The sequence below is a fragment of the Sphaerotilus sp. genome (genome assembly GCF_034519685.1).
GTDB lineage: Bacteria > Pseudomonadota > Gammaproteobacteria > Burkholderiales > Burkholderiaceae_C > Sphaerotilus.
Map to the genome: position 1 here is coordinate 77639 of NZ_JAXHOF010000002.1, position 26444 is coordinate 104082.

Sequence of the window (26444 nt, forward strand, 5' to 3'; positions counted from 1 at the left end):
TCAGTGCCGGCGCCGGCGCACGATCTGGATGCTCACCACGGTGCCGCCTGTGCCCGACTGGATGTCGAAGTGGTCCACCAGCCGCTGGGTGCCGGGCAGTCCGGCGCCCAGGCTGCCGCTGGTGGAAAACCCGTCGCTCATGGCCTGCTGCAGGTCTTCGATGCCGGGTCCGCTGTCGCGCACCTCGGCCTGCAGCCGGATCTGGGCGTGGTCGGAGAGGTCGCGCAGCTCGCACCGGCCGCCCGAGGCGTACACCAGCGCGTTGCGGCTCAGCTCGGACACCGCCGTGGCGAAGCGCGTCTGGTCCATCACGCCGAGCCCGATCTCCTTGGCCATGGCGCGCGCGGCCAGCCGGGCGCGCAGCAGATCGGCGCTGTTCGCTAGCTCAATCGTTTGCGAACTCATCAGGCGCTCCTGTGCGGTGTCCCGTGAGTCGGCTGCCGGCATCGGTGGCGGCAATCAAGCGCTCCAGCCTGACCAGCGCACGTTCGAGGTTGAAGGCGGTCGGGACATCGACCAGGTTGCGGCCCATCTCCACCAGCGTCAGTGCCACCGCCGGCTGCACACCGCAGACCACGACACAGGCGCCCAGGATCCGCAGCATGCGGGCCGTGTCGTTGAGCACCCGCGCCATGTACGAATCGACCACGTCCAGCGCACTGACGTCGATCACGACGCCGCGGACCTGGTCCTGTGCCACCCGTTCGGTGAGGTCGCTCTGGAAACTGAGCACTCCCTCGTCATCCACATCTGCGTGCAGCGGCACGATCAGCGTGTGCGCGTTCAGTCGGAGCAGAGGCACGCGCATCGGTCAGCCCCCCTGCTGCTGATGGCCGCTCAACTGGCGTCCGGTCATGCGCAGGGCCAGGATGACGCCGGCCTTGAGCGAACCGCGGGTCGGCACGGCGGACAGGTCGATGCCGAGCTTGACCATGGTCAGCGCCGTGCTCGGGCTGATGCCGGTCAGGATCACCTGGGTGCCGAGCATCTCGGCCGCAGCCACCGTGCGCAGCAGGTGCCGCGCGACGCTGGTGTCCATCACGGGCACGCCGGTGACATCGATCAGCGTGACCTCCGCCTCGGTGCGGCCGATGGCTTCGAGCAGTCGCTCGGCCACCTGCACCGCCCGCACCGAATCGACGATGCCCACCAGCGGCAGCAGCAGGATCGAGTCCCACAGCGTGATCACCGGCGTGGACATGTCGAGCAGCGACTGTGCCTGGCTGCGGATCACCGATTCGCGCGTGGCGACGAACTGCGACACCAGCGTCATCACGCAGCGGTCGAGCATGGTCTGCAGGCGCCACAGCGCTTCGGTTTGCCGCGCTGGGTCGCCGGCGTCCGTCGCCATCAACCGCGCCAGCAGGGCGTCCTTGCACGACTGGACGAACCGGACGGAGGCTTCGGGCGCCTGGCCACGCGCGGCGCGCACCTGGCTGGCCGAGCGCAGCACGCCGTCGAGCTGCTGCTGGGCGGCGGCCGTTTCCAGCGGGTCGGTCTGTCCGAGGGCATGGCGCAGGGCGTCCAGCAACTCGTTCATCTCGACGTGCAGGGTGTCTGTTTCCGAGCGGGTCAGCGTGGCGATGCCCAGTCTCGCCTTCCAGTCCGTCAGCAGTGCGTCGTGGTGATCCGAGATCAGTTGCTGCAGCGCTTGCGCTGCGGAAGGCGAGGGCATGGAGGATCCATTCCGGAATTCAGGGCGGGAGCACCGAACGGACGGCGGCCTGCAAGGCCTCGCGACCGAAAGGTTTGGGAAGCGATTTTGCCACTCCGAGCAGATTGGCCGTGTCGAGATTGAACTGGGGCGACAGCGTGCGGCGCCCGCCGGAGATGGCAATCACCGGCAGACGCGGGTGGGTCTGCTTCAGATGCACGATGAATTGCGCCCCATCCATCACCGGCATCAGCATGTCGGTGATCACGAGGTTCACGCTGGAGGCATGCCGGGCCAGGTACTGCTGACCGGCGGCGCCGTCGGCCACATCGATGACCTGGTGGCCATCGAGTTCAAGCAACTGGCGCACGGTGTCGCGCAGCAGGACATCGTCATCGACAAGCAGGATCGTGGACATGGTGGTGTGGCCAGGGGTGTGTAGGCTAGACGAGGGCGAGGGGCCGGGAGGTCAGAACAGTTCGATGTGCCGGGACACTGTCCCGCCTGAAGCATCGCCTGTGTGGGGGACAGGAGGGCTGTGCGCCGCCTCGGTGTGCAGGTACTGGTCCAGCAGTGCCCGTGCGTCGGCGTCGAGTGCCGCCAGATCGGGCTGTCCACTGCCAGCCTGGGTGAGCCGGTGCGCCAGCAGCGCATGCCGCTGCTCGAAGACAGGGGCCTGCCGACCGATGATCTGCTTGAACACATCGTGGTACTGCCCTGCATCCAGCAGGGACAGGATGCCCCGGCTGAGCTCGGTGTTGTGCTCGGTGATGGCGGTCAGCAACATCGCGTAGAACTGGCGCATGTCGAGGTAGCCCTCGTCGAACTTGCCGGTCAGCGTCAGCAACCGGGAGACTTCCTGCTCGTTGTGCTGCATGCGCTGGGCGAACTCGCCGGCCAGACGCGCCTGCACGGTATCCACCAGATGGCGGATGTTCTGTTCGATGTGCTTGGCGGAGTTGCTCGACTCCAACGCGAGCCGCCGCACTTCGCTGGCCAGCACCGAGAACGCACGGCCCGCCTCGCCGGCATGGGCGGCGGCGATGGCGGCATTGATCGACAGGATCTCGGTCTGGCGCGCCATGTCGCGGATGGTTTCGGAAATCGACGACAGTTGCCCCACCTCGGCGACCAGGTGCTCCAGATAGGCGCGTTCCTGCGCGATCTGCTCCGGCAGGGCCTGAACGAAGTTGGAAAACTCTGTCGCGATCGAACCATTGAGTTCGATCATCGACTGCATCTCGACGCTCTGTCGTTTGGCAGTCTGCAGGTAGTCGATCAGCCGACCGGACAGCCTGTGCAGGTCGGTCACCTGGTTCACGGTGTTCAGCGAAGAGGTCTCCGACAGGCTGACCGCGCGGTCGAGCTGCCGCAGCATTTCCTGGTCCAGTGCTGCCAGGCTCTGGAGCGGCATGGGCGTCGTCTCCAGAGGGTCCGTGGCCGGGTGCCGGGGCCGGTGGTGAAGAGCCCTCCACCAGAACAGCGCCCCAGAGCCGGCCAACAGCAGCCCGCCCAAGGGAGATGCCGAGACCAGGCTGTTGTGCAGCAGATCGCTGATGACCAGCCCCGTGCCGCCCAGTCCGATGAGCACCAGCACCTGCTCCAGGGGCGGAAATCGTTTGAGGATGAGTGCAGCCTCCGTGAAACGGTGGTGTGTCATGGCGGACTACCTTGGGCTAGAACAGCTCGATGGGTGGTGCCATCAAGCTGCTCTGGATGGGGGCGACGGGCTTGCCATTCGATTCCGCCTGCTGGTGGGTGCTCCTCTGGCTTTGCATCACATAGCTTTCGGTCCAGAGAGTCACCAATTCTTTCAGTTGGACCGGTGGGGGTGGGGCCTGTCCGTCGATCAGTTGGTAGAGCTGCGCAAAATGATCGGACAGACTGCCCAGGGCGCTGTTCACCTGCTCCAGCATCTGGCGGTTGATGTCCTGGAACTGCATGTCGCCCAGCGTGTCGATGACGTCCCGGGTCATGTGCTGGATACCGGAGTCCATGGTGTCTGACAGTTCGCTCAGGTAAGGCACGGCGTCGGACAGCGTACGGCTCATCAGCTCGATCTGGTGGGCGATCTCGCCGAGTTGCTGGTGGGTGTCGCCCGCGCGCATGGACTCGGCCGCGACCATTTCCCGGTCGATCTGCTCGGCGGCGGCCATGATGCCCTTGGTGATCTGCGAGGCGGCTTCCTCTGTCTGGGCCGAGAGGTTGCGGACTTCGGCAGCGACCACCTTGAAGCCGGCGCCCTCCTGACCGGCACGGGCGGCTTCGATCGAGGCATTGAGCGACAGCAGGTGGGTCTGGCGCGAGATGTTCGAGATCAGCTCCGCCAGCGGCATCAGTTGGCGAACCTGCCGGGCCACGGTCCGCACCCGGTGGTGGTTCTCGAGCTGGGCCGACTCGGACGCTTTCTGGTGCGCGGCCAGGGTGTTGACGGCCTGCGTGTGGCGGTCCACGCCCGACAGCGAACTGGCGGACAGGGACTGGGAATGTCCCACCGCCTGCAGGATGCGCTCGTGCAGTTGCAGCACGTTGCCGTGAACCCGCTGCATGCGCTCCATCATCGACAGCACGGCCTGCTCTGATGTCTGGATCGTCGTCGAGACCTGCGACTCCAGGATGCGGAGCGCCTGGTGGAGGGTGCCGATGTCCTGCGCCACGACATGATGGGCTTCGCTTTTGCCCATGCCCGCCAGCGGCTTGTGAAGTCGGCCCAGCACGATGCCGGCCAGCAAACCGCTGACCATGGCCATCACGCCGTCCCACCCCAGCAACTCGGGCCACAGGCGGTGGATCAGCAAGCTCAGCACACTGACGAACAGCACCCCCAGGTCACGCCAGGTGAGGCGACGCCAGAATGCTGCGACCGTAGGCGTGTCCGGGATCTTCATGCCGCACTCATGCGCCCGGAAGGACCTGCTTGATGACCTTCACCAGATCGGCGCCGCCCACCGGCTTGACCAGCCAGCCGGTGGCGCCGTTTTTCTTGGCCTCGTCGCGCTTGCCCTGCTGGCTTTCGGTGGTCAGCGCCAGGATGGGCGTGAAGCGCAGCAGCTTGCGGGCTTCGCGGATCAGCTCGATGCCATCCATCCTGGGCATGTTGATGTCCGTGATGATGAGGTCGGGCTTGAGGCCGGCCTTGAGCTTGCCCAGTGCCGCCTGGCCATCGCCTGCGGTGTCCACCTTGAAGCCGCTGATTTCCAGCGTGCCCTTCAGGCTCATCAGCATGGTGGCGGAATCATCGACCAGAAAGACGTGTTTCATCGGAACTCTCGGTTGGTGCGGGGGTGCAAGTCAGGTGGGTTGAGGGGTGGCCAGCACGGCCTGCAGCCACGGGTCCGCCGGCTGGCCGGTGATCCGTGGTCGCAGCGCCAGCAAGACCTGCAGAACGGCCGTGTGCATCTGCTGGCACCGCGTCACGTTTACGGCCGATCCAGGGTGGGACTTGAGCCATTCCAGAAGCGGTTCCGCGTCTTCCGCACTCACCTGGCCTTGCAGGGTGGCCGACTTCTTCAGATACCGGATGCCCATCAGACAAGCTCCTTGGGGTTGAGGATCATCAGCACGCTGCCGTCGCCCATCAGGGCCGTGCCGGCAAACCCGGTGATGCCGGCCAGCACGCCTTCGAGCGGCTTGAGGATGATGTCGGAGGTGCCGTGGAAGTTGTCCACCAGCAAGCCGACGTTCTCGCTGCCGAGCCGCACCACCAGCACGGCCAGTTCGCCGTCCTCGTTCAGTCGGGGCGCGCAGTCGAAGCCCAGCAGGTCGCTCAGCGCCCGCAGCGGCACGATGCGCCCGCGCAGCACGGTGGTCTGCGTGCGCTTGAAGTGGTGGATGTCCTCGGCTGGCACCCGCACCGTCTCGACGATCAGGTCCATCGGCACGCCGAACCGGCGCTCGCCGGCCTCGATCATCATCACGTTGGTGACCGCCATCGACAGCGGCAATGTCAGCCGCACCGTGGTGCCCTGGCCGCGCATGCTGTCGAGTTCGACCTGGCCGTTGATGCGCTCGACCGCGTTGCGCACCACGTCCATGCCGACGCCGCGCCCGGACAGGTCCGAGATCGCGTCGGACGTGGAGAAACCCGGCAGGAAGACCAGTTGCACCGCCTCGGCATCGGTCAGGCTGGAGGCCCGGTCGGCGGGGATCAGGCCACGCTCGACCGCCTTGAGGCGCACGCGGTCGGTGTCGATCCCCGTGCCGTCGTCGCTGATGGTCAGCATGACACGGTCGCCCTCCTGGCGCGCCACGACACGCAGCGTGCCTTGGGCCGGCTTGCCCGCAGCCAGCCGCACCTCCGGGGTCTCGAGGCCATGGTCCAGGCTGTTGCGCAGGATGTGGATCAGCGGGTCGGCCAGCGATTCGATGACGTTCTTGTCCGCTTCGGTGTCCTCGCCCTCGATGACCAGGCTGACGTCCTTGCCGAGCTTCTTGCTCAGGTCGCGCACCAGCCGGCCGAAGCGCTGGAAGATGATGCCGACCGGCAGCATGCGCACCTGCATGATGGCGTGCTGCATGTCCTCGGCAATGCGGTTGATCACCGAGTACTGGGTCTTGATCTCGCGCGCCAGTTCGCGCTGTCCGAACAGCGACTCGGCTCGCGTGGCCAGGTAGGGCAGGGCGTTCTTGGCCACCACCATCTCGCCGATCAACTCCATGAGCCGGTCGATCTTGTCCTGCGAGACCTTGAGGACTTTCTGGCCGCGTTCGGCCGAGCCGTCTTCGGCGGCTGGATGGTTCGGGTTGCGGCGGGGGGGCTGCGGCGTGGTCTGCGCGTGGCCTGAAGGCGAGGTCTGGCTGTGCCCGTGGGGGTGGTACTGCTGTGCCCACTGGGCCAGCGGCACCGGGCCGGGGGCGAGCTTGTGCAGCGCCGCGCGGGCCTGGCCGACGACCGCGTGGTCATCGCGGCAGGCCAGCAGGTTCGCCAGCGTCTGCCGCGTGGCGGCTACCGTGCCCGCCGACACCCCGGCACGGCTCAGCAACCGGTGCTGGTCATCCCACATCTGCTGGATCCGCGTGTTCAGCAGGTCCGCGTGGAGTGCCGGGACATGGGCGACGGCAGCCGCCTGGGCCTGCGCTGTCGGCAGGGCAGGTGCCGGTGGGGCCGGCACCTGCCAGCAGTCCGTCTGCTCCGGCACATAGCGAAAGTGGGCCTCGATCTCCGCCAGGGGTGCTTCGCTGACCAGACAGAGGTCCAGGTTGCAGGCGTAGCAGTCGAGCTGCTCGGGCGCTGGCTAAGGCGTGTTCGGCTGCACGCTCAGGTGCAGCAGCCCCGGCGTCGCGCGCGCCAGGTGCCAGGGGTCTTCGCCCTTGAAGAAACACGTCACCTCGGGCACGTAGCGCACGAGCACCCGCCCGGGCTGTTGCCACTGGGCGTGTAGCCGGGTGGACCAGTGCGGTGCCGCCAGCGTCGCCGAGGTGCGGCTGGCTGGGAGCTGTTCAGGCGAAGGGGCGGTGACCGGCTCGCTGATGTTGTCCCGCAGTGCAGCGGCCAGCAGGCGCGCACGGTCCTGCGTGCCGTCGGGCAGGGCCCCCTCGGTCTCGATCACGTCGATCAGCGAGGCGGTGTAGTCCATCGCCTCCAGCAGTGCGTCGGCAATCGAGGCGCTGTACGACAGACGGCCGTTGCGGATGCGGTCCAGCACGTCTTCACCGGCATGGACCACCAGTTCCAGCGCCTTGAATTCGAACAGCCCGCAGTTGCCCTTCAGGGTGTGGACCTGCCGGAACAGGTCGTTGAGCAGGTCCGTGTCCTGCGGCGCCTTCTCCACATCCAGCAGCCGCTGGCCCACACGTTCCAGGCATTCGCGTGATTCCAGAATGAACTGATCGAGCAGTTCGGTCGAATTCAGGCTCATGCCCGCACTCCTTGAAACGATTGGGCCTCGGCCGTTCGCCGTGCCACCTGGACATCTCCGAGCATCAGGGCGGCGGTCAGCACCAGTCCCTGTGGCCGGGCGGGCTTGATGAGGTAGCCGTTGGCACCAGCTTCCTCGGCGGCCAGGGCGTCCTGGGGCTGCGCTTCGGTGGACACCATCAGCACGGGGGCGAGAGCCCCGTGGGGCAGGCGCCGCAGCTCCCGCACGAAGGTGTAGCCGTCCATCTTGGGCATGTTGATGTCCACCACGTACAGATCGAATGGCTGGTCCGGCGGCTGATTCATCACCCGCTCCAGCGCTTCGAGGCCGTTGACGGCCTCCTCGACATGCCAGCCGGCGTCGCCGAGCATCTTGCGGTGGTACATGCGCACGGTGGCGGCATCATCGACCACGAGGATGTTCTTCATGAGCGGTTCCCCGACATGGGTTTCTGGTAGACCATCGCGTCCGGGAAGCGGCGCACGGTGTAGAGCGAAGAGATGCGGCTCATCGATTCCGAGTGGCCCAGGCAGACGAAGCCGCCCGGCGACAGGGCGTCGTACATGGCTTCGGCCGCCAGGCGGCGCGACAGGTCGTCGAAATAGATCAGCAGGTTTCGGCAGAAGATGACGTCGATGTCGCGGAACCGGCGCGTGTCATTGGCGTCGCTGAGGTTGACGCGGCTGAAGTCCACCGCCGCCACCAGGTCGCGCGAGATCTCGAACTCGTTGTCCGAGCGGCGACGGAAGTATTTTTCAAGGTAGGGCTTGGGCAGCTGGCCGACCGAGCGCGCCGAGTACACCCCGCGCTGCGCCGCACTCAGCACGGTCGTGTCGATGTCCGACGACAGGATCTCCACCTCGTACTGGTCGATCAGCGGCCAGCGCTCCAGCAGGTAGATCGCGATCGAGTACGGCTCCTCGCCCGTGGACGACGGGATCGACCAGATCCGGATGCGGCTGCCCGGGCGCTTGTGGCGCACCACCTCGGCAAGCATGTCCTTGACCAGACAGTCGAACTGGTAGAACTCGCGGAAGAAGTAGGTCTCGTTGACCGTCATCGAGTTGACCAGCTGCTGCAGCTCGGCGCCGTCCGCCTCGAAGCGCAGGGCGATGAAGTAGGCGCGGAAGTTGTCAGCCCCGGTGGCCTCCATGCGATCGACCAGCCGCTTGTCAACGAAGTAGCGCTTGTTGTCCTCGAAGTGGATGCCGGTTTTTCGGTAGAAGAATTCCCTGAACTTGAGGAAATCCGAATCCGAGATGACGGGTTGGGTGACGGCGGTTTTCATGGCGTCAGGGAGATTCGATGCGGGCGATGGCCACGTCCGCGGCAAAGCCGATGAACGGGTCCTGGGCGAATCGCTGACGGGCGGCACGCAGGGCGGCCACATGCTCGGGCTCGCCCACCTCGGCCAGTACATCGATGGCCGCGGCCACCACGTTCACATCCCGGTCGTGCGCCAGCACGCCCAGCAGCCACTGCGTGACCTGCTCATGACGAAGTTCGCCGAGCAGGTTGACCGTGAAGATCCGGACATCCACGTCGGCATCGCCCAGCAGTGCGGCGATGCGGGGCGCGACGGCGCGCGGCATGCTGGCCAGCGTCTCGATCGCCCGGTTGCGCAACTGCGCGTCATCGCGGCGCAGCAGCGGCAGCAGCGCGCTCACGCTGTCCTGCGTGGCGATGGTGCCCATCGAGGTGAACAGGGCCTCGCGCACGCTGCTGTCCTGCTCCTGCTGCAGGTGTGTCCCGAGTGCGCGGACGGATTCGGGGTGGGCGGCCAGGTCGCGTGCCGCCCAGCGCCGCAGTTCGACGTCGGGGCTGCGCAACTGGGTGATCAGGCCCTGAGCGTCACGGGGCAGTGCCCGGTCGACGACCGGGCGCAGCGGTTCGAGTTCGGAGTTCTTGCGCAGTCCCATCAAGTGGCCCTCATGCAGTTTTCTGGATCCAGTGACGCAGCTGGCGGGTCACGTCACCACAGGGCAGCACCACGCTGGCCCCCCCTCGCTCGATCAGCTCCGACGGCATGCCAAAGACGACCGCGGTCTCTTCTGACTCTGCAATCGTCCGTCCGCCGGCAGACTTGAGTTCGGCCATCGCGCGCGCGCCGTCGTAGCCCATGCCGGTCAGCAGCACACCGACCAGTTTCTGGGCCGGCATCACCCGCATCGCGCTCTCCATGAGCACGTCCACCGAGGGGTGCCAGAGGTGCCCGGGTGTTTCCGGGCGCGGCTGGACCACCAGCCGCCCGAGGCGCTCGACCACGACCATGTCGGTGTCGCCGCGGCCGATGTAGACGTGGCCGGGTTCGATGGGCATCTGCGTCGAGGCTTCGTGGACCTGCAGGGCGCACAGCCGGTCCATGCGCTGCGCGAACGCCTGGGTGAAGTTGCCGGGCATGTGCTGGGCCAGCAGCACCGGCCAGGGAAAGTTCGCCGGCAACTGCGGCAGGATGTCTTCCAGCGTGCGCGGACCGCCCGTGGAGACGCCGATCACGACCAGGCCCGGCAAGGCGGACGCACTGGTGCCGAGCCGAGCGCCGGTGGGTGTGGTTGTTCGCGCGGGCGGTGGTTTCGGTGCGCTGGCCGGACGCGGCGCCAGGGCGGGGCGCACCGACGGCCTGCGCATGTGCGAGCGCGCGGCGGTGCGCACTTTCTGCAGCAACTGGTGCGCGATCTCGTCGATGCTCAGCGAGATGGTGCCGCCGGGCTTGGCGATGAAGTCCACCGCGCCCAGCGCGAGGGCTTCCATGGTGGCCTGGGCGCCCTGCTCGGTCAGCGACGACACCATCACGACCGGCGTCGGCCGCGCCTGCATCATCAGCGACAGCGCGGTCAGCCCGTCCATCTCGGGCATGTTGATGTCGAGCGTGACCACGTCCGGTTGCCACTCGACCAGCCGCTCGACGCCTTCCCTGCCATTGCGGGCCGTGGTGACCTCGTGGCCTTCCTGGGTCAGCACCGTGCTCAGCAGGCGCCGCATCAGCGCCGAATCGTCTACGACGAGAACCTTGGACATGTCGTGGTGCTCCTGCAGGTCTCCATGGGCGGCTCAGGCGGCCCGCGCCAGTCGGTGCGGCGCGTCCTGGTGTGACGGCGAATGCTCTGCCGTCACATCGGCGAGGGTGTTCATGGCATGGATTTCCCGTGCCGCCAGCAACTGGTTCGGGTCGATCAGCATCACCAGGCGCCGTTCGCCATCCAGCTTGGCCACCCGGCCGATGAGGCTCATCTGCTCGTCGGAGAGCTGTGGTGCCGGGGCGATGTGCTGGCGCGGGATCCGCAGCACCTCGGCCACCGAATCGACGATGAAGCCGGTGCGCAGGCCGTTGAGGGTGTAGACCATGATGCGCTGGCGGTCGTTGCGCTCGATCGCGGGCATGCCCAGGCGCGTGCGCTGGTCGATCACTGGCAACACCGTGCCGCGCAGGTTGATGACGCCTTCGACGAAACGCGGTGTCTTGGGCACCCGTGTCAGCGTGTCCGGCAGCCGGACGATTTCCTGCACGCTCATGATCGGCACACCGAATTCCTCGGCGCCGAGCCGGAAGATCACCACCTGGGCATCGTCATCGTCGGACTGCTTGCTGGCGTTGGCGAAGGCGTTCATGTCGGTGTCGGGCGTGAGGTCGTGAGGGACCGGATCGGTCCTGGAGATCTGCAGGGCCTCGCTGATGGCGGGCATGCCCAGCAGCTTGTCGGTGGCGATGATCGACACCAGGCGCCGGCCGTTGTCGAGCCGGCAGATCGACGAGAACTCCTGCAGCCGCTCGTCGCGTGCCAGCAGGCCGGGCATCGCGTCGGCCTGGCTGCGCGGCACGCTCAGCACCTCCTTGGCCGAGTCCGTCACCAGCCCGATCTGGCCGCCACCGGGCAGCGCCACCACCACGATGCGGTGGTGTTCGGTCAGTTCGGCCGGCGCCAGGTCGAACAGCGTGCGCAGGCTCACCAGCGGCAGCAGCCGCTGGCGCAGCGAGATCAGCCCGAGCACGTGCGCGGGCGTGTTGGGCACGGCGGTGATCGTGCCGGGCACCTGGACGATTTCCTGCACATCGGCGATGTCGATGGCGTATTCCTGGTCGCAGACCGTGAAGCTCACCAGGCGCAGGTCGTCCGAGGCGTGTTCGCTGTCCGTGTCGGCCGGTCCGCCCTGATCGACCGGGTGGCGTGCGCCACTGGTCTGGCGGGTGGCGATCTGCGTGAAGTGCTGCTGCACCAGCCGCGCGAAGTCCAGCACCAGCAGCAACTGGCGCTGGCCGTCCGGTCCGGTCCGGTTGATCACGCCCGTGAGGTAGTCGGCCTGCACGACCGACTGGATCGCCCGCACGGGCTCGATGTCGCCCGCATCGATGCTGATCACGCTGGAGACCCGGTCCACGACAAAGCCCAGCGACTGGCCGAGGTTGATCACCAGGGCGCGGCTGGAGTCGTCGTTGACCCGCTCGGCGGTGTTGAACAGCCGGCGCAGGTTGATGATGGGCAGCACCCGGCCGCGCAGGTTCGACAGCCCGTCCAGCGCGGCAGGAGTCAGTGGCATCCGGGCCACTTCGGGTACCCGGATGATTTCCTGCACAGGCGCCATCGGCACGGCGAACATCTCGTCCGCCACGGAGAACGTGACGAACTGGTGACCCTGCACGGTGGCGGTCACCTCATCGGGTCGGTGGTCGGAGCCGGCCTCGTGAGCCGTCTCAAAGTCGGTGACAGGCACGGGAGCGCCTCCTTCATCGGACGTTTCGGTGGGAAGGCGGGGCTCAGTTGCTCTGGAGTTCGTCGGCCAGCGAGGCGATTTCCTCGATGGCCGCCGACAGCTCTTCGGCGCCCTGGGACTGCTGCTTGGCGGCGGTGGCGGCCTGCTCGGCGGCGCGCTCGGCCTCCTGGGCGGCCGAGGCCACCTGGTCGACGGCCACCTTCACCTGTGCCAGCGCGGTGACGATCTCCTGCGCGGCGAGGGCGGCTTCCGCGTTGCTCTTCTCGACTTCGATCACGTCCGCGTCCATGAGCACCAGGTTGTTGGTGATCGAGCGGGCCTTGTCCACTTCGCTGAGGGCGGAGGCCGTGATCTCGGTCAGGTCGCGGCCGACCATGCCGATCTGGTCCTGGATGCTCTTGACCAGGTCCTTGATCCGGTCGGCGTTCTCGGCCGAGTCGTGGGCGAGGTTGCGGATGTCGGTGGCCACGACGACGAAACCCTTGCCGTACTCGCCGGCGCGGGCGGCTTCGATCGAGCCGTTGACGGCGAGCATGTTGGTCTGGATCGAGACCTGGGTGATCGCGTCCACGATCTTGTCGATCTTGCGGCTGACCAGCTCCAGCTCCTTGATCTGCTGCAGGCTGGTGCGGGTCGAGCTGACGCTGGAGGTGATGCTGCCGACCAGGCTGTCGATCAGGGTGCGGTTTTCACCCATCAAGCCCTTGATGGCGCCTGCGCGTTCGCGGGCGGTGCGGGCCCGCTCCTCGGCGATCTGGGCCCCTTTTTCGATCTGCACGACGGCTGCGGCGGATTCCGTCGTGGCCGATGCCTGCGCCTGGGCGCCTTTGCGGATCTGCTCCAGGGCCACCATGATCTGGGCGGCCGAGCGGTTGATCTCCTGGACCGCGTTGGAGAGTTCCTCGGCGGCGCTGGCCACTTCCTCGGCGCTCTTGCCGATGTCCGACGAGTTCTTCAGGTCGTCGGCGATCTCGGACAGGTTCTGCGCGGTCTGCTCGCATTCGGCCAGGGCGGCACTCTGCTCCTCGGCGGTCTTGGCAGTTTCCTCGCACGCCGACGACTGCTCCGTGGACGCCGCGGCGATCTGCTCCGCTCCCTTGAGGGCCTGCTGGGCGGCGACGCTGGACTGCTGGGCGGCGGACGCGATCTCGGCCGAACCGGTGACGATCTCGGTCGCATCGACGCGGATCTGCTCCAGTTGTTTCAGGATCGTGCCGCTTTTCTCGACCTCGGTCTGGATGGCGTCGGCCGACTGGTTGATGCCGCTGGCGATGGTCTTGACCTCGCCCTGGATCTGGCCCACGAGGTCCTGGATCTGCTTGGCGCTCTTCTCGCTGGTTTCGGCCAGCGTGCGGACCTCGTCGGCGACGACGGCGAAGCCCTTGCCGTGCTGGCCGGCGCGAGCCGCTTCGATGGCGGCGTTCAGGGCGAGCAGGTTGGTCTGGTCGGCGATGCGGGCCACGGCCTTGACGATATCGCCGATGTTGGCCGCCTGGCGCTCCAATTCGGCCACCATCTTCACGGACTCGGCCTGGCGCCGGGCGGCCAGGGTGACGTTGGTGACCGTGCTACGCACCTCGCCGTCGATGCGGCCGGTCATGGCCTGCATGCTCTGCGCCTTGGACTGCGCCACGTTGACCGAGCTGAGCTGGCGCACGATCGAACTGGAGACCTGCGTGATGGCAGCCAGCGATTCCTGGGCCGCGCCCGAGGCTTCCTCGGCACCGCTGGCGATCAGGTCGGAGGCGCGCTTGAGTTCTTCCGAGGCGGAGGCCGCCTCGTTGATGCCGGCCGACAGTTGGCTGGTCGCGCTGGCCACCCGCTCGGCGGCCTGCTGTTGTTTGGCCATCGTGCGGGCACGCTTGCGGTTGGCTTCCGCATCGCGCGTCATGCTGCGGGTCAACCCCTTGGCGACCACGGGGGTGGCCACGGCGGGTTGTGCGGATTCTCGATGTTTGATGACCAGCGCCATGAGGGCTCCGAGTGAAGTGACGAGGTGACGAGGTGACCCACTCCAGGGTCAATCAGTCGGACGATTGCAGCACCGTGGCAAAAAGCTGATCTTGTGATGTGGACGGTGTTTGTCCTTCATGGCACCGAACGGACTGGGGCTGTCGGCACAATTCGCCCATGAATAGATGTTGGTCATGTCCGGTGGTACTGGTACTTGCCTGGCTCGGGCTGGTCGGGAGCGCAGCGGCCGAATCCGCCGACGTCGGCCCCACGCTGGGTCGCCCGCGCATCGGCCTGGTGCTGTCGGGTGGCGGCGCGCGCGGCTTGGCCCATGTGGGCGTGCTCAAGGTGCTGGAGCGCGAGCAGATCCCCGTCGACGCCATCGCCGGCACCTCGATGGGCGCGATCATCGGCGGCCTCTACGCCAGCGGCCTGGGCGCTGCCGAGCTGGAGCGCGAGCTGCTGGCGCTGGACTGGGCCGCGCTGTTCGCCAACCGCCTGCCGCGCGAGACACTCGGCCAGCGCCGCAAGGAGGAGGATTTCGAGATCTCGCCCGCGCTGGAGGTCGGCATCGGCCGGGCCTCGGGCGAGCTGATGCTGCCGATCGGCTCGGTGTCGAGCCGCGGGCTGGAACTGCTGCTGCGGCGCTACACGCTGCCGGTGCGACGCTTGCCGAGTTTCGACGCGCTGCCGATCCCGTTCCGCGCGGTGGCCACCGACATGGAATCCGGCGAGGCCGTGATCTTCCGGCAGGGCGATCTGGCGCAGGCGCTGCGGGCGAGCATGTCGGTGCCCGGCATCTTCCCGCCGACCGAGGTCGACCACCGCATCCTCGGCGACGGCGGGCTGGTCAACAACCTGCCGGTGGACGTCGTGCGGGCGATGGGCGTGGACCTGGTGATCGCCGTCAACATCGGCACGCCGCTGGCCGGGCGCGACAGCCTGGGCACGGTGCTCGGGCTGACCTCGCAGATGGTCAACATCCTCACCGAGCAGAACGTGCAGCGCTCGCTCGCCACGCTCGACCCGGCGCGTGACGTGCTGATCGCACCGCCGCTGGGTCGGCTGACATCGGGCGACTTCGACCGCGCCGCCGACCTGATCGCCGCCGGCGAGCAGCACGCCGCCGCGCTGATGCCGTCACTGGCCGCGCTGCGGCTGGGTGATCTGGACTGGCAGGCGGTGCGCCGCGCCCAGGCACGCCCGGCCGATCCGCCGCAGTCGATCGCCTCGGTGCGCTTCGAGGGCCAGGACATCACCGAGCCCGAGCGCCTGCGCGGCCTGCTGACGGCCCTGCCCGGTCAGCCGTTCTCCGTCGAACGTGCCGAGCGCGACAGTCGCACGCTCGCGGCCAGCGGCGACTACCTGCACGTCGACTACCGCCTCGAAGACCTGCCTGCCGGCACGGGGCTGGTCTTCCGTGTCGAGGAGAAGCCCTGGGGGCCGCACTATTTCCGGCTCGGGCTGGATGTGCAGAGCGACTTCGCCGGCCGCGGCGAGTTCAACGTCAAGCTCAGCCACAACCGCCACTGGCTCGACGACAGCGGCAGCGAGTGGCGCAACCAGGCCCAGATCGGCTCGGTGCCGCGCTGGTTCAGCGAGCTGTACGTGCCGCTCGGGGCGGGCAGCGGGCCGGCCAGCGACTGGTTCCTCGCGGGCTGGACGGAGGTCGAGCGCCGCCGCATGACCACCTACGAGCCGCTGCAGCCGGACCAGAACGCGCGCGCGCTGGCGGTGCTGGGCCGGCAGGTGCGCGGGCAGTTCCGGGTCGGGTTGGACCTCGGCCAGCCGCTGAGCGACCTGGGCGAGTGGCGGATCGGGGTGGTGCGCGAGGTGATGCGCCTGGACCCCGAGGCCCTGGCCGGCAGCCCCAGCCTCGTGGCCGGACGCAGCCGAGAGTGGGCGCTGCGCAGCGGGCTGGTGATCGACCAGCTGGACCATGCGAGCTTTCCGCGGCAGGGCTGGCGTCTGGACCTGGGCGCGCAGCTGGGCCGTCGCTGGCTGTCGGACACGGGTGACGGCGCGCGCAGCGACCGCTTTCACCGCATCGAGGCCGATGTGACGCAGGTCGCCAGCCGTGGGCGCCAGACGGTCGAGACCACGCTGCGCCTGCGCCACGCCCGCCAGCGCGAGGCCCCTGGACAGGTCGGCCAGTACACGCTGGGCGGTTTCCACAACCTCTCGGGGTACGAGATCGACCAGCTCGCGGGCAATGACGCGCTGCTCGGCCGGCTGACCTGGCTGGTGCGGCTGAACCGGCAGCCGGTGCTGACGCGCGGGGTGTTCGCCGGCGCGACGCTGGAGGCGGGCAATGCGTGGATCTCGTCGCGCGGGGTCAGCCTGCGTGACTTGCGCTGGGGCAGCAGCGTCTTTCTGGGGGCCGACACCGGGCTGGGGCCGCTCTACCTCGGGATGACCTGGGCGCCGGGTGGGCGTGCGGGGGTGTCGCTGGTGCTGGGGCGGCCTTAGCGCAGCGAGCTGCGCCGGATCACCAGCTCCACGGCCAGCGTGCGCGGCGGCACGTCTTCGCCGCTGACGATGTCGAGCAGTGCGTTGACGATCTCGATGCCCGCCACCGACACCGGCTGGCGGATGGTGGTCAGCGGGGGGTAGGCGTGGCTGGCCCACTCGATGTCGTCGTAGCCGACCACGGCCACGTCGCGTGGCACGTCCTTGCCATGCGCGCGCAGCACCTGCACCACCGCCATCGCCAGCACGTCCGAGCAGGCGAAGACCGCGTCGAAGGCCACGCCGGACTCGATCAGCCGGGACAGGTCGGCCCGCGCCTGGCTGGCATCGAATGGCGTGTGCAGCTCCAGCTCCGGTATGGGCGCCAGGCCGGCGTCTGCCAGCGCCTGCCGATGACCGCGCCGGCGCTGCTCGACCTCGGGCAGTTCCGGGTCGCCCATGAAGACGATGCGCTGGCAACCGCGCTCCAGCAGGTGCTGCGTGGCCAGCGAGCCGCCGGTGGCGTTGTCGCCACCGACCGAGCAGTAGCGCTGCACGGGAATCTGCGCGCCCCACACCACCAGCGGCACGCCGCGTCCGGCCATCTGGTTGATCTGCTCGTGGCTGTGCCACTGGCCGATCAGGACCACGCCCATCGCGGCGCCGGTGTCCCACGCCTGCGAGGCCTGCTCCAGCCGGTCGGCGTCCACCCGTGACACCAGCATGTCGAAACCGCGGTCGGTCAGCGCGTCCGCCAGGCTGCCGAGCATGGCCAGGAAGAACGGGTCCGACACATGCTGGCGCGAGCGCCGGTCATAGGGAATCACCACCGCCACCGTCTTGTTGTGGCGCAGCCGCAGGTTCTTGGCGCTGACGTTGATGGTGTAGTTCAGCGAGCGGGCCAGGTCCGAGATGCGCTGGCGGGTCGCGGCACTGATTTCCGGACTGCCGTTGAGTGCCCGCGAGACAGTGGCGACCGACACCCCGGCAATCCGGGCGATGTCGGCCATCTGCAGCCGCTGGCGTTCGGGGCGTTCGACGGGGAGGGGCTCAGGCGGTAGGGTCATGGAGAGGGGCTCCTTCAGGCGCGGGCTGCGGGGTCACCACCCAGTCGTGCAGGATCTCCGCCACTTCACCCACGCCCTGGCGCTTGAGCGACGAGAACAGCGTGGTGCGGATGACGGACTCGTCGGTGGACAGCTCGGCCAGCACGGCCTTGGCCTTGCGCAGCGCGTCGGCGCCTTCCTTGCGGTTGAGCTTGTCGGCCTTGGTCAGCAGCACCAGCAGCCGCACCTCGCCATTGGCCAGCCGCGGCGCGACGAAATTCAGCAACTGCCGGTCGAGGTCGGTGAAGCCATGGCGTGAATCCACCATCTGCACCACGCACGACAGGTTGCGCCGCACGCGCAGGTAGTCGGCCATCACCTCCTGCCAGCGCACCTTGGCCGCCTTGGCCACCGCCGCATAGCCGTAGCCGGGCAGGTCGGCCCAGTAGGCCTGCGGGGCGTCCTTCGGGCCGACCTCGAACAGGTTGATGTGCTGCGTGCGGCCGGGGGTCTTGGAGGCGTAGGCCAGCTGGCGCTGCTGGGCCAGCGTGTTGATGGCGGTGGACTTGCCTGCGTTGGACCGGCCGACGAAGGCGATCTCGGGCAATTCGTGCGCCGGCAGCTGGTCCAGACGGCTCGCGGTGGTCAGAAAGCGGGCCGTGTGGGTCCAGGCGAGGGCTGTTCGCGTGGCATCGGCGCCACCGACGAGAGGGGCAAGTGGAGGGGTCATCATTCGGCATTGTAAAATCTTCAGGTTTCACGTCTGCCTTTGCGCCGCTCAACCATGAAATCGCACGTCAAGTCGCTTCTTGCCCTGCTCGCGGCGGCCGCCATGGCCACCCCGCTCGCTGCCAACGAATCCCAGCCCGCTGCTGCCAAGGTCGATCTGGCCAAGGGCCAAGCCATCGCGACCCAGGTCTGCGCAGCCTGCCACACCGCCGACGGGTCGCGCGGATCGCCCGCCAACCCGATCCTGCAGGGTCAGCATCCCGAATACCTGGTCAAGCAACTCAGCGAGTTCAAGGCCGGCAAGCGCGACAACGCGATCATGAAGGGATTCGCTTCCGCCCTGAGCGAAGAGGACATGAAGAATGTCGCCGCCTTCTACGCCAGCAAGCAGGCCAAGGCCGGTGCTGCCAAGAACAAGGATCTGGTCGTCCTGGGCGAGAAGATCTACCGCGGTGGCATCGCCGACCGCAAGGTGCCGGCCTGCGCTGCCTGCCACAGCCCGTCGGGCGCCGGCATCCCTGCCCAGTACCCGCGCCTGTCGGGTCAGCACACCGACTACACCACGGCGCAGCTGATCGGCTTCCGTGACGGCATCCGCAAGAACAACACCGTGATGACCGGCGTGGCCGCGAAGATGAACGACCGCGAGATCAAGGCGGTCTCGGACTACATTGCCGGGCTGCACTGAGCGTGAGCCCCCGTGCGGCGAGGGCCTGATGGTCAACGCCGTCGTTGACGCAGATCAATAAGGCCGGTCGCTGACCGGCCTTTCTGCATCTTTACGCTGCATTCAGCTTCTCCTCCGCATAATCCCGTCCGCCATGTCTGCAACCCTCTCCGGCCCAGAAATATCGGGTGGTTCACGCTGGAAGCAGGAGACCGTGGAACTGCTGTCGTCGATGCGCTTCGCCATCGCGCTGTTCACGGTCATCTGCATTGCCTCGGTGATCGGCACCGTGGTCCAGCAGCACCAGCCGCCCGTCAATTACGTCAACCAGTTCGGTCCGTTCTGGTCGGACGTGTTCGGCCGTCTGGGGCTGTATGCGGTCTACAGCACGGTCTGGTTCCTGCTGATTCTGCTGTTCCTGGTGGTCTCGACCAGCCTGTGCGTGGCGCGCCACACCCCCAAGATCCTCTGGGATCTGCGCAACTACAAGGAAAACATCCGCGAGTCCGCGCTGCTGGCCTTCCACCACAAGGGCAAGGGCGCGCTGCCGCTGTCGCGCGAGCAGGCACTGGTCCGCGTCAACGAGGTGCTTGCCAACGATGGCTGGAAGGGCAAGGCGCAGGTCCGTGAAGGTGGCGTGATGGTGGCTGCCCGCCAGGGCGCGGCCAACAAGCTTGGCTACATCGCCGCCCACAGCGCCATCGTGCTGATCTGCATCGGTGGTCTGCTCGACGGGGATCTGATCGTCAAGGCGCAGATGCTGCTGCTGGGCAAGTCCACCTACGCCGGCGGGGGTCTCATCAAGGACGTGGCCCCCGAACACCGGCTCTCGGTGTCGAACCCGACCTTCCGCGCCAATCTCTATGTGCCCGAAAAGGCCGTGGCAGGCACCGCGGTCATCAACCTCACCAGCGGCATCGTGCTGCAGGATCTGCCGTTCCAGATCGAGCTGAAGAAGTTCGTCGTCGAGTACTACGACACCGGCATGCCCAAGCTGTTCGCCAGCGACATCATCGTCCACGACCCGGACGGCACGAAGACCGAGGCCAAGGTCAAGGTCAACGAGCCCTTCATCCACAAGGGCATCGCCATCTACCAGTCCAGTTTCGAGGACGGTGGCTCGAAGCTCACCCTGACCGCCCGTCCGATGGGCCGCCCTGGTGCGCCCTTCGAGGTCACGGGTGAAGTCGGCGGCGTCACTACGCTGACCAACGCCGCCTCGCAGACCGACAAGCTCCAGCTCGAATTCACCGGCCTGCGCACCATCAACGTCGAGAACCTCGCGGCGGAGAATGCTGGGGCGGCCGGTTCGGGTGCCGATGTGCGCAAGGTCGATCTGGTCGGCTCGCTGGGCGAGCACCTCGGCTCAGGCGCCCGCGTCAAGGCCGACAAGCGGCTGCACAACGTCGGCCCTTCGGTCACCTACAAGCTGCGCGATGCGTCCGGGCAGGCGCGCGAATACAGCAACTACATGCTGCCGGTGGAACTGGATGGTCAAAAGGTCTTCCTGGCCGGGGTGCGTGATACGCCGGATCTGCCGTTCCGTTACCTGCGCATTCCCGCCGACGAGCGCAGCACGCTGGACGACTGGATGGGCATGAAAGCGGCGCTGGCCGACCCGGCCAGCCGGCTGGAAGCGGCCAAGCGCTATGTGCTGAAGTCGGCACCCGCTGACAAGCCCGAACTGGCGCAGCAGCTCGAAGCCTCGGTGCTGCGTGGCCTGACGCTGTTCTCGGGCGCCGAGGTGGTGCGCAAGGACGCGCCCAGCGCCGGCCTGCAGGCGCTGCAGGACTTCATCGAGGCCAATGTGCCCGAGTCCGACCGCGCCCGCACCTCCGAAGTCCTGATCCGCATCCTCAATGGTGGCCTGTTCGAGCTGCTCAACCTCGTGCGCGAACGCGCCGGGCTGGCCGCCTTGCCCCCGGGCGAAGAGGCCCAGCGCTTCATGGGCCAGGCGGTGCTGTCGCTGTCGGATTCGTTTGCCTATCCGGCGCCGCTGTTGCTGTCGCTGTCCGGCTTCGACCAGATCCAGGCCAGCGTCTTCCAGGTCACCCGTGCGCCGGGCCAGAAGCTGGTCTATCTGGGCTGTGCGTTCCTGATCCTCGGCGTGTTCGCGATGCTCTACATTCGTGAACGCCGCCTGTGGATCTGGATCGAAGGGCCTGCCGACGCGCCTTCCACCACGGTGACGCTGGCCCTGTCCACGACCCGGGCGACGCTGGACACGGACAAGGATTTCGATGCCTTGAAAACCAGGATGCTGCAGACACCATGAACCAGACCACCACCCTGACCCTTGGCCGGGCGTCGCCGCTCAGTCGGCGCAGCGCCTTCGACTGGCTGTTCGCGCTCATCCTGCTGGGCGGCGCGGCCTTTGTCTGGCAGCGCTACGGTGCGGCGATGGACGGCTACGAGCGCGGCATCCTGGTCGGCGCGGTGCCGAGCCTGATCGCGCTGGGCTGGTTCTGGGGGCCGCTGCGCGCGCTGAGCCTCGGCGTTGGCGCAGCGTCGCTGCTGGCCATCTCGCTCTACCTGCGCCAGACCGATGCGTTCGGGGCTGATCTGGCGGCGGCCGAACAGGTCTTCTGGTTGAAGTACATGCTGTCCAGCCAGAGCGCGATCCTGTGGATGGGCGTGCTGGTGTTCATGGCCACGCTGGCCTACTGGATCGGCCTGCTGTCGGGCAGCGAGGCGGCCAACCGCATCGGTTCCTGGCTGGCCTGGGGGTCGGTCGTCATGGCACTGATCGGCACCTTCGTGCGCTGGTTCGAGAGCCACCAGATCGGCCCGGACATCGGCCACATCCCGGTCAGCAACCTGTATGAAGTGTTCGTGATGTTCGTCTGGATGACGACGCTGATCTACCTGTACTACGAACGCCATTACGCGACCCGCTCCCTCGGCGGCTTCGTGATGCTGATCGTCAGCGCGGCGGTCGGCTTCCTGCTCTGGTACACCGTCACGCGTGGCGCACACGAGATCCAGCCGCTGGTGCCGGCGCTGCAGAGCTGGTGGATGAAGATCCACGTGCCGGCCAACTTCGTCGGCTACGGCACCTTTGCGCTGGCGGCGATGGTGGCGCTGGCCTACCTCGTCAAGACGGCACCGGCCCGCTCGCTCTGGGTCGGGCTGGTCGGTGTGCCCGGCGCGCTGATGGTGGTGCTGGCCGGTTTCTGGCTGCTCGGTGGCGTCAGCCCCGAGGTGTCGCAGGCGCTGCGCAAGACCATGCAGATGGTGGGAGGCTGCATGGCCCTGTTCGTGTTCACGATCCTGGCGCGCGGGGTGATCGGCGCCCGCACGCCGGCACCGGAAGTGCTGGACGACGTGATGTACCGCGCCATCGCGCTCGGGTTCGCCTTCTTCACCATTGCCACCATCCTCGGCGCCTTCTGGGCTGCGGAAGCCTGGGGCGGCTACTGGAGCTGGGATCCCAAGGAAACCTGGGCGCTGATCGTCTGGCTGAACTACGCCGCCTGGCTGCACATGCGGCTGATGAAGGGGCTGCGCGGGGCGATGTCGGCCTGGTGGGCGCTGGTCGGACTGGTGGTGACGACGTTCGCGTTCCTGGGGGTCAACATGTTCCTGTCGGGCTTGCACTCGTATGGCGAACTCTGACCGGTTCTGACCGGCATTGACCGGGCGGAGGGGCGCTCAAGCGGGGGCTGCGCGCGCCGATAGGCAGAGCAGAGAGGTTCTGCCATGCCCTACGTTCACCGAGATGCCCGCGGCCAGATCGACCGCATCCACCGCGAGGCGGTGCCAGACACCGAGTTCCTGCCGCCCGAGCACCCGGAGCTGCTTGCGGCGGTGGGCAGCTCCGCGAAAAGCGCCAACTTCGCCCATCTGGACACCGGGCTCATCCGGGTGCTGGAAGACCTCGTGGATGTGCTGGTGGCGCACAACGTGCTGCGCATCACCGACCTGCCCGCCGAGGCGCAGCAGAAGCTGTTCGCGCGCAAGCATTTCCGGGACCGCTTCCAGAGGAATGCCCTGCAGCTCGGTGCACCGGAAGTGCCCTTGGGCCATGATTCGCTGATTCCCACGGTCGCCATGCCGGTCGCCCCCTCGCGGGCGAAGCGAAGGGCCTGATCCGGTGTAAGAAACCGGGTCGCTGCGGCGACTGAGGGAGAGTCCCAGCCCAGGAGTTCCCCATGTCTGCACGACCGCACGGCCACCCCGATCACGGTTTTTTCCACCCCGTTCCCAGCGACATCACGCCGCGTGAGGTCTACGAAGGCCGCCGCCGCTGGTTGCGCCAGGTCACGGCTGGCGCAGGCGGCGCGGTGATGGCCAGCTGGGCGGCCCGCGATGCGCTGGCCCAGGCCGCCGCCACCAGTCCAGCCCGGCCCGGCAAGCTCGCGCCGCTGCCGGGCGCCCGCAGCGCGGTGTCGGGCGCTGCGGTGATGGACAAGCCCACCGCCTACGCCGACGCCTCCACCTACAACAACTTCTACGAGTTCGGCACCGACAAGGCTGACCCCGCCCGCAATGCCGGCAAGCTGCAGACCCGCCCGTGGACCGTGGCGATCGAAGGCGAGGTGAAGAAACCGGGCGTGCTCGACCTGGAGTCGCTGCTGAAACTGGCCCCGATGGAAGAGCGCATCTACCGGCTGCGCTGTGTCGAGGGCTGGTCGATGGTGATCCCCTGGGTCGGTTTCTCGCTGGCCGACCTGATCCGCAAGGTCGAGCCGACCGGCAACGCGAAGTACGTCGAGTTCGTGACGCTAGCCGATCCGAAGCAGATGCCGATGGTCGGCTCGCGTGTGCTGGAGTGGCCCTACGTCGAAGGCCTGCGCATGGACGAGGCGATGCACCCGCTGACATTGCTGGCCTTCGGCATGTACGGCGAGGTGCTGCCGAACCAGAACGGCGCGCCGGTGCGGCTGGTGGTGCCGTGGAAGTACGGCTTCAAGAGTGGCAAGTCGATCGTCAAGATCCGCTTCACCGACAAGCAGCCCGGCACGGCGTGGAACAAGGCCGCCCCCCAGGAATACGGCTTCTTCTCCAACGTCAACCCTGAGGTCGACCATCCGCGCTGGAGCCAGGCCACCGAGCGCCGCATCGGCGAGGACGGCCTGTTCGCCAAGAAGCGCCCGACGCTGATGTTCAACGGCTATGGCCCGCAGGTCGCGTCGCTCTACGCCGGCATGGACCTGCGCAAGTTCTTTTGAAGCGCCCGACCATGGACCGTGCTGCGCTGAACCGGGTGCTGCTGCATCCGGCGGCCAAACCCTTGCTGTGGCTGCTGTGCCTGTTGCCGCTGGCGGGCTGGATCTGGGGTGGGTTCAGCAACGGACTGGGCGCCAACCCGGCCGAAACCATCCTGCGCGGCACCGGCGAGTGGACCTTGCGTTTCCTGTGCGTCGTGCTCGCCGTGACGCCCTTGCGCCAGTGGAGCGGCCTGCACGCGCTGGCCCGCTGGCGGCGCCTGCTGGGGCTGTACGTGTTCTTCTACAGCGTGCTGCACTTCCTGGCCTACGCCTGGCTGGACATGGGCTTCGACCCGGCGGCGATCGTGAAGGATCTGGCCAAGCGCCCGTTTGCCCTGGTCGGGTTCCTGGGCTTCATGCTGCTGATCCCCTTGGCGGCGACCTCGTTCAACCGCGCCATCAAGGCGCTGGGGGCTGTGCGCTGGCAGCGTCTGCACCGGCTGGTCTACGCGGTCGCGGGTCTGGGTCTGCTGCACTTCTTCTGGATGCGTGCCGCCAAGCACCGGTATGACGAGGTACTGGCCTATGCGCTGGTGCTGGCCATCCTGCTGGGCTGGCGCCTCTGGCATCGCCTTCGGGCCGCGCGTGCTGCGCGTTGACGAACACCCGGCACGCTCTGCAGATCCTCCCCATGTAACAGGGTGATGAAATCGCCGGAAACCCCCTGAGTGAGGGGGTTTTGACCGCACAAAAGCGCCTTTGACCGTGACAAAGTTGGCAAAATCATTGACATGTGATTTTTGCCCACTTACGATGAATTAAATCGTAACAATGTGTTAAGGGGTTGACGTGGCGAGCGTTGCAGACGTGAACAGCATGGCGGGACAGGGCGACAGCGTTTCCCTCGGAGAGGATGCTGCGCTCGAAGGGCAACCGCCCTGGGATCTGATTGCCCTGCTGACCCTGGCGTTCATCGTGTTCGGCTGGATGGCGCTGGCGGTGTCCTACAACCCCAGCCACGGCGCGCAGTACGCCTTCGAGCAGTTCCACCGGGTGGCGCTCCACCAGTTCCAGACGCTGCCCTGGGACCGTTTTCTGCACGAGATGCACACCACCTACGGCCCCGTGTTCTACGCGCTCGTGGGCAGCCTCCATCTGCCGACCGAGGGCGTGCGGGCGGTCGGGCTGGTGATGCACCTGACGTCCACGCTGCTGCTGCTGCAGGTGGCCTTGCGCATCGGCGCACCCTGGCAGCGTGCGGCCTTGCTGTCGGCAGCGTTTTTTGCCTCGCCGTTCCAGTTCGGCCCGGCGCTGTGGGGGCATCCGGACGCCCTCGCGACGCTGCTGATGATGCTGGGCCTGGGGGCGACGATGCTGGCGACACGGGGCGCCCACCATTCCGTCTCGATCGGGCTGCTGTCGGTGACGGTGCTGGTGCACCAGGCCGGGGTGGCCGTGGTGGCCGCATCCTGTCTGGACGATCTGCGTCTGAAGCGCTACGCCGACATGGCGCTCAAGCTGCTGGTCACCTCGGCCATGCTCTATCTGCTGTACCGCGTCTGGGACGGGTTCACGCCGCCCTCGCTGCAGCGGGCCGCGCAGATCAACACCCGTGCCTTCCTCGTGGCCTTCACGCTGCTGGCCCTCGGTCTGCACGCCTGGGACCGGCTCAACACCCGCACCCGCGCGGTCGTGCTGCTGGCGCGGTTCACCTTGCTCTGGCCGCTGTTCACGCTGCTCTATGCGCTCTCGCCGCCCTTTGCGGGAGGCGGCTTCATCTTCTCGCGGCTGGACATGCTGGAGGGCGGGATGCTGCCGGTGAACCTGGCCAGCCCGGCGCTGATGGCGGCGGTGGTGGCCTGGAGCTGGACCTCGCTGGTCGGCTACCGGCTCTCCACCGCGCAGATCACGCTTTGCGCCGCGGTGCTGGCCACTGGTCAGGTGCTGTACCTGAAGGACATCGACTTCTTCTTCTGGCCCCTGCTGCTGATGCGGCTGGTGCGCTGGGGAACACAGCGCCCCAACATGCGCGATGCGCTGATGCGCAGCGCGGTGGTCTGGACGCTGGTCAGCCTGACACTGGCGACGCTGTCCTACAGCCAGCTTTGAGCGTGCGGATGACACGCTGCGCTGTTTTGAACGATGTTCCATCCCTGGGCCGAGGGATTACACGGTTTTTCTCCCCTTCCTAACATGGTTCCACGATGGCCTGTCATGCAAAGGCCACGC

The 26444-nt window shown here is 67.4% G+C and carries 26 protein-coding genes; 8 read left to right on the forward strand and 18 right to left on the reverse strand.

Annotated features, from left to right (window positions below):
- The 16 genes from U5O44_RS00850 to U5O44_RS00925 all read right to left on the reverse strand — a co-directional run bounded on the left by U5O44_RS00850 (position 1) and on the right by U5O44_RS00925 (position 14194).
- The gene (locus tag U5O44_RS00850; protein WP_322586573.1) at positions 1–405 is read right to left on the reverse strand and encodes an anti-sigma regulatory factor; all 405 of its coding nucleotides are present in this window, start codon (positions 403–405) and stop codon (positions 1–3) included.
- Positions 386–808 carry an STAS domain-containing protein gene (locus tag U5O44_RS00855; protein ID WP_322586574.1) on the reverse strand — a complete coding sequence of 141 codons (423 nt, stop codon included), beginning with the start codon at positions 806–808 and terminating at the stop codon, positions 386–388. The genes U5O44_RS00850 and U5O44_RS00855 overlap by 20 nt, the downstream gene beginning before the upstream one ends.
- Positions 809–811: 3 nt before the next feature.
- A complete protein-coding gene (locus tag U5O44_RS00860; protein ID WP_322586575.1) occupies positions 812–1675 on the reverse strand; it encodes an STAS domain-containing protein in 864 nt (287 codons plus the stop codon).
- 19 nt (positions 1676–1694) lie between these two features.
- The gene (locus U5O44_RS00865; RefSeq protein WP_322586576.1) at positions 1695–2072 is read right to left on the reverse strand and encodes a response regulator; all 378 of its coding nucleotides are present in this window, start codon (positions 2070–2072) and stop codon (positions 1695–1697) included.
- A gap of 51 nt (positions 2073–2123) precedes the next feature.
- A complete protein-coding gene (locus U5O44_RS00870) occupies positions 2124–3314 on the reverse strand; it encodes a methyl-accepting chemotaxis protein (RefSeq protein WP_322586577.1) in 1191 nt (396 codons plus the stop codon).
- Positions 3315–3330: 16 nt separating this feature from the next.
- Entirely contained in the window at positions 3331–4542 is a 1212-nt protein-coding gene (locus U5O44_RS00875) for a methyl-accepting chemotaxis protein (protein WP_322586578.1), read from the reverse strand.
- Positions 4543–4549: 7 nt separating this feature from the next.
- Positions 4550–4915, reverse strand: coding sequence for a response regulator (locus tag U5O44_RS00880; protein ID WP_322586579.1), 366 nt, complete (start codon positions 4913–4915; stop codon positions 4550–4552).
- A 30-nt stretch (positions 4916–4945) separates the two neighbouring features.
- Entirely contained in the window at positions 4946–5182 is a 237-nt protein-coding gene (locus tag U5O44_RS00885) for a hypothetical protein (RefSeq protein ID WP_322586580.1), read from the reverse strand.
- Positions 5182–6765 (reverse strand): chemotaxis protein CheA, encoded by a 1584-nt coding sequence (locus U5O44_RS00890; RefSeq protein WP_322586581.1) that lies wholly within the window; start codon positions 6763–6765, stop codon positions 5182–5184. The genes U5O44_RS00885 and U5O44_RS00890 overlap by 1 nt, the downstream gene beginning before the upstream one ends.
- A gap of 123 nt (positions 6766–6888) precedes the next feature.
- Positions 6889–7512, reverse strand: coding sequence for an Hpt domain-containing protein (locus U5O44_RS00895; RefSeq protein ID WP_322586582.1), 624 nt, complete (start codon positions 7510–7512; stop codon positions 6889–6891).
- Positions 7509–7940 carry a response regulator gene (locus U5O44_RS00900; RefSeq protein ID WP_322586583.1) on the reverse strand — a complete coding sequence of 144 codons (432 nt, stop codon included), beginning with the start codon at positions 7938–7940 and terminating at the stop codon, positions 7509–7511. Before U5O44_RS00900 ends, U5O44_RS00895 begins: the two co-directional genes overlap by 4 nt.
- The gene (locus U5O44_RS00905; RefSeq protein WP_322586584.1) at positions 7937–8800 is read right to left on the reverse strand and encodes a CheR family methyltransferase; all 864 of its coding nucleotides are present in this window, start codon (positions 8798–8800) and stop codon (positions 7937–7939) included. Before U5O44_RS00905 ends, U5O44_RS00900 begins: the two co-directional genes overlap by 4 nt.
- Positions 8801–8804: 4 nt before the next feature.
- Positions 8805–9431, reverse strand: coding sequence for a HEAT repeat domain-containing protein (locus U5O44_RS00910; protein WP_322586585.1), 627 nt, complete (start codon positions 9429–9431; stop codon positions 8805–8807).
- Between the two features lie 10 nt (positions 9432–9441).
- Complete coding sequence (locus U5O44_RS00915) at positions 9442–10530, reverse strand: protein-glutamate methylesterase/protein-glutamine glutaminase (RefSeq protein WP_322586586.1); 1089 nt, start codon at positions 10528–10530, stop codon at positions 9442–9444.
- A gap of 33 nt (positions 10531–10563) precedes the next feature.
- Complete coding sequence (locus tag U5O44_RS00920) at positions 10564–12108, reverse strand: chemotaxis protein CheW (protein ID WP_416222114.1); 1545 nt, start codon at positions 12106–12108, stop codon at positions 10564–10566.
- A gap of 157 nt (positions 12109–12265) precedes the next feature.
- Entirely contained in the window at positions 12266–14194 is a 1929-nt protein-coding gene (locus U5O44_RS00925) for a methyl-accepting chemotaxis protein (RefSeq protein WP_322586588.1), read from the reverse strand.
- Between the two features lie 182 nt (positions 14195–14376).
- Between U5O44_RS00925 and U5O44_RS00930 the strand changes: the two genes are divergently transcribed.
- Positions 14377–16644, forward strand: coding sequence for a patatin-like phospholipase family protein (locus U5O44_RS00930; protein WP_322586589.1), 2268 nt, complete (start codon positions 14377–14379; stop codon positions 16642–16644).
- On the opposite strand, the gene U5O44_RS00935 is transcribed toward U5O44_RS00930, so the two are convergent.
- Positions 16641–17690, reverse strand: coding sequence for a LacI family DNA-binding transcriptional regulator (locus U5O44_RS00935; protein WP_322586590.1), 1050 nt, complete (start codon positions 17688–17690; stop codon positions 16641–16643). The two genes, U5O44_RS00930 and U5O44_RS00935, sit on opposite strands and share 4 nt — an antisense overlap.
- Positions 17674–18402 (reverse strand): ribosome biogenesis GTP-binding protein YihA/YsxC, encoded by a 729-nt coding sequence (yihA, locus tag U5O44_RS00940; RefSeq protein WP_322586591.1) that lies wholly within the window; start codon positions 18400–18402, stop codon positions 17674–17676. Before yihA ends, U5O44_RS00935 begins: the two co-directional genes overlap by 17 nt.
- A gap of 51 nt (positions 18403–18453) precedes the next feature.
- Here yihA and U5O44_RS00945 point away from each other — a divergent pair, with 51 nt between their 5' ends.
- The 7 genes from U5O44_RS00945 (at position 18454) to U5O44_RS00975 (ending at position 26324) form a co-directional block, all read left to right on the forward strand.
- Positions 18454–19086 carry a c-type cytochrome gene (locus tag U5O44_RS00945; RefSeq protein ID WP_322586592.1) on the forward strand — a complete coding sequence of 211 codons (633 nt, stop codon included), beginning with the start codon at positions 18454–18456 and terminating at the stop codon, positions 19084–19086.
- A 133-nt stretch (positions 19087–19219) separates the two neighbouring features.
- Complete coding sequence (locus U5O44_RS00950) at positions 19220–21340, forward strand: cytochrome c biogenesis protein ResB (RefSeq protein WP_322586593.1); 2121 nt, start codon at positions 19220–19222, stop codon at positions 21338–21340.
- Positions 21337–22680 carry a c-type cytochrome biogenesis protein CcsB gene (gene ccsB, locus U5O44_RS00955; protein WP_322586594.1) on the forward strand — a complete coding sequence of 448 codons (1344 nt, stop codon included), beginning with the start codon at positions 21337–21339 and terminating at the stop codon, positions 22678–22680. Before U5O44_RS00950 ends, ccsB begins: the two co-directional genes overlap by 4 nt.
- Positions 22681–22764: 84 nt before the next feature.
- The gene (locus U5O44_RS00960; protein ID WP_322586595.1) at positions 22765–23154 is read left to right on the forward strand and encodes a hypothetical protein; all 390 of its coding nucleotides are present in this window, start codon (positions 22765–22767) and stop codon (positions 23152–23154) included.
- A 62-nt stretch (positions 23155–23216) separates the two neighbouring features.
- Positions 23217–24236: a protein-methionine-sulfoxide reductase catalytic subunit MsrP gene (gene msrP, locus U5O44_RS00965; RefSeq protein ID WP_322586596.1), complete on the forward strand. Its 1020-nt coding sequence runs from the start codon at positions 23217–23219 to the stop codon at positions 24234–24236.
- 11 nt (positions 24237–24247) lie between these two features.
- Positions 24248–24874: a protein-methionine-sulfoxide reductase heme-binding subunit MsrQ gene (locus U5O44_RS00970; protein ID WP_322586597.1), complete on the forward strand. Its 627-nt coding sequence runs from the start codon at positions 24248–24250 to the stop codon at positions 24872–24874.
- Between the two features lie 190 nt (positions 24875–25064).
- Positions 25065–26324, forward strand: a complete 1260-nt coding sequence (locus U5O44_RS00975) for a hypothetical protein (protein WP_322586598.1) — start codon at positions 25065–25067, stop codon at positions 26322–26324.
- Positions 26325–26444: the final 120 nt, after the last annotated feature.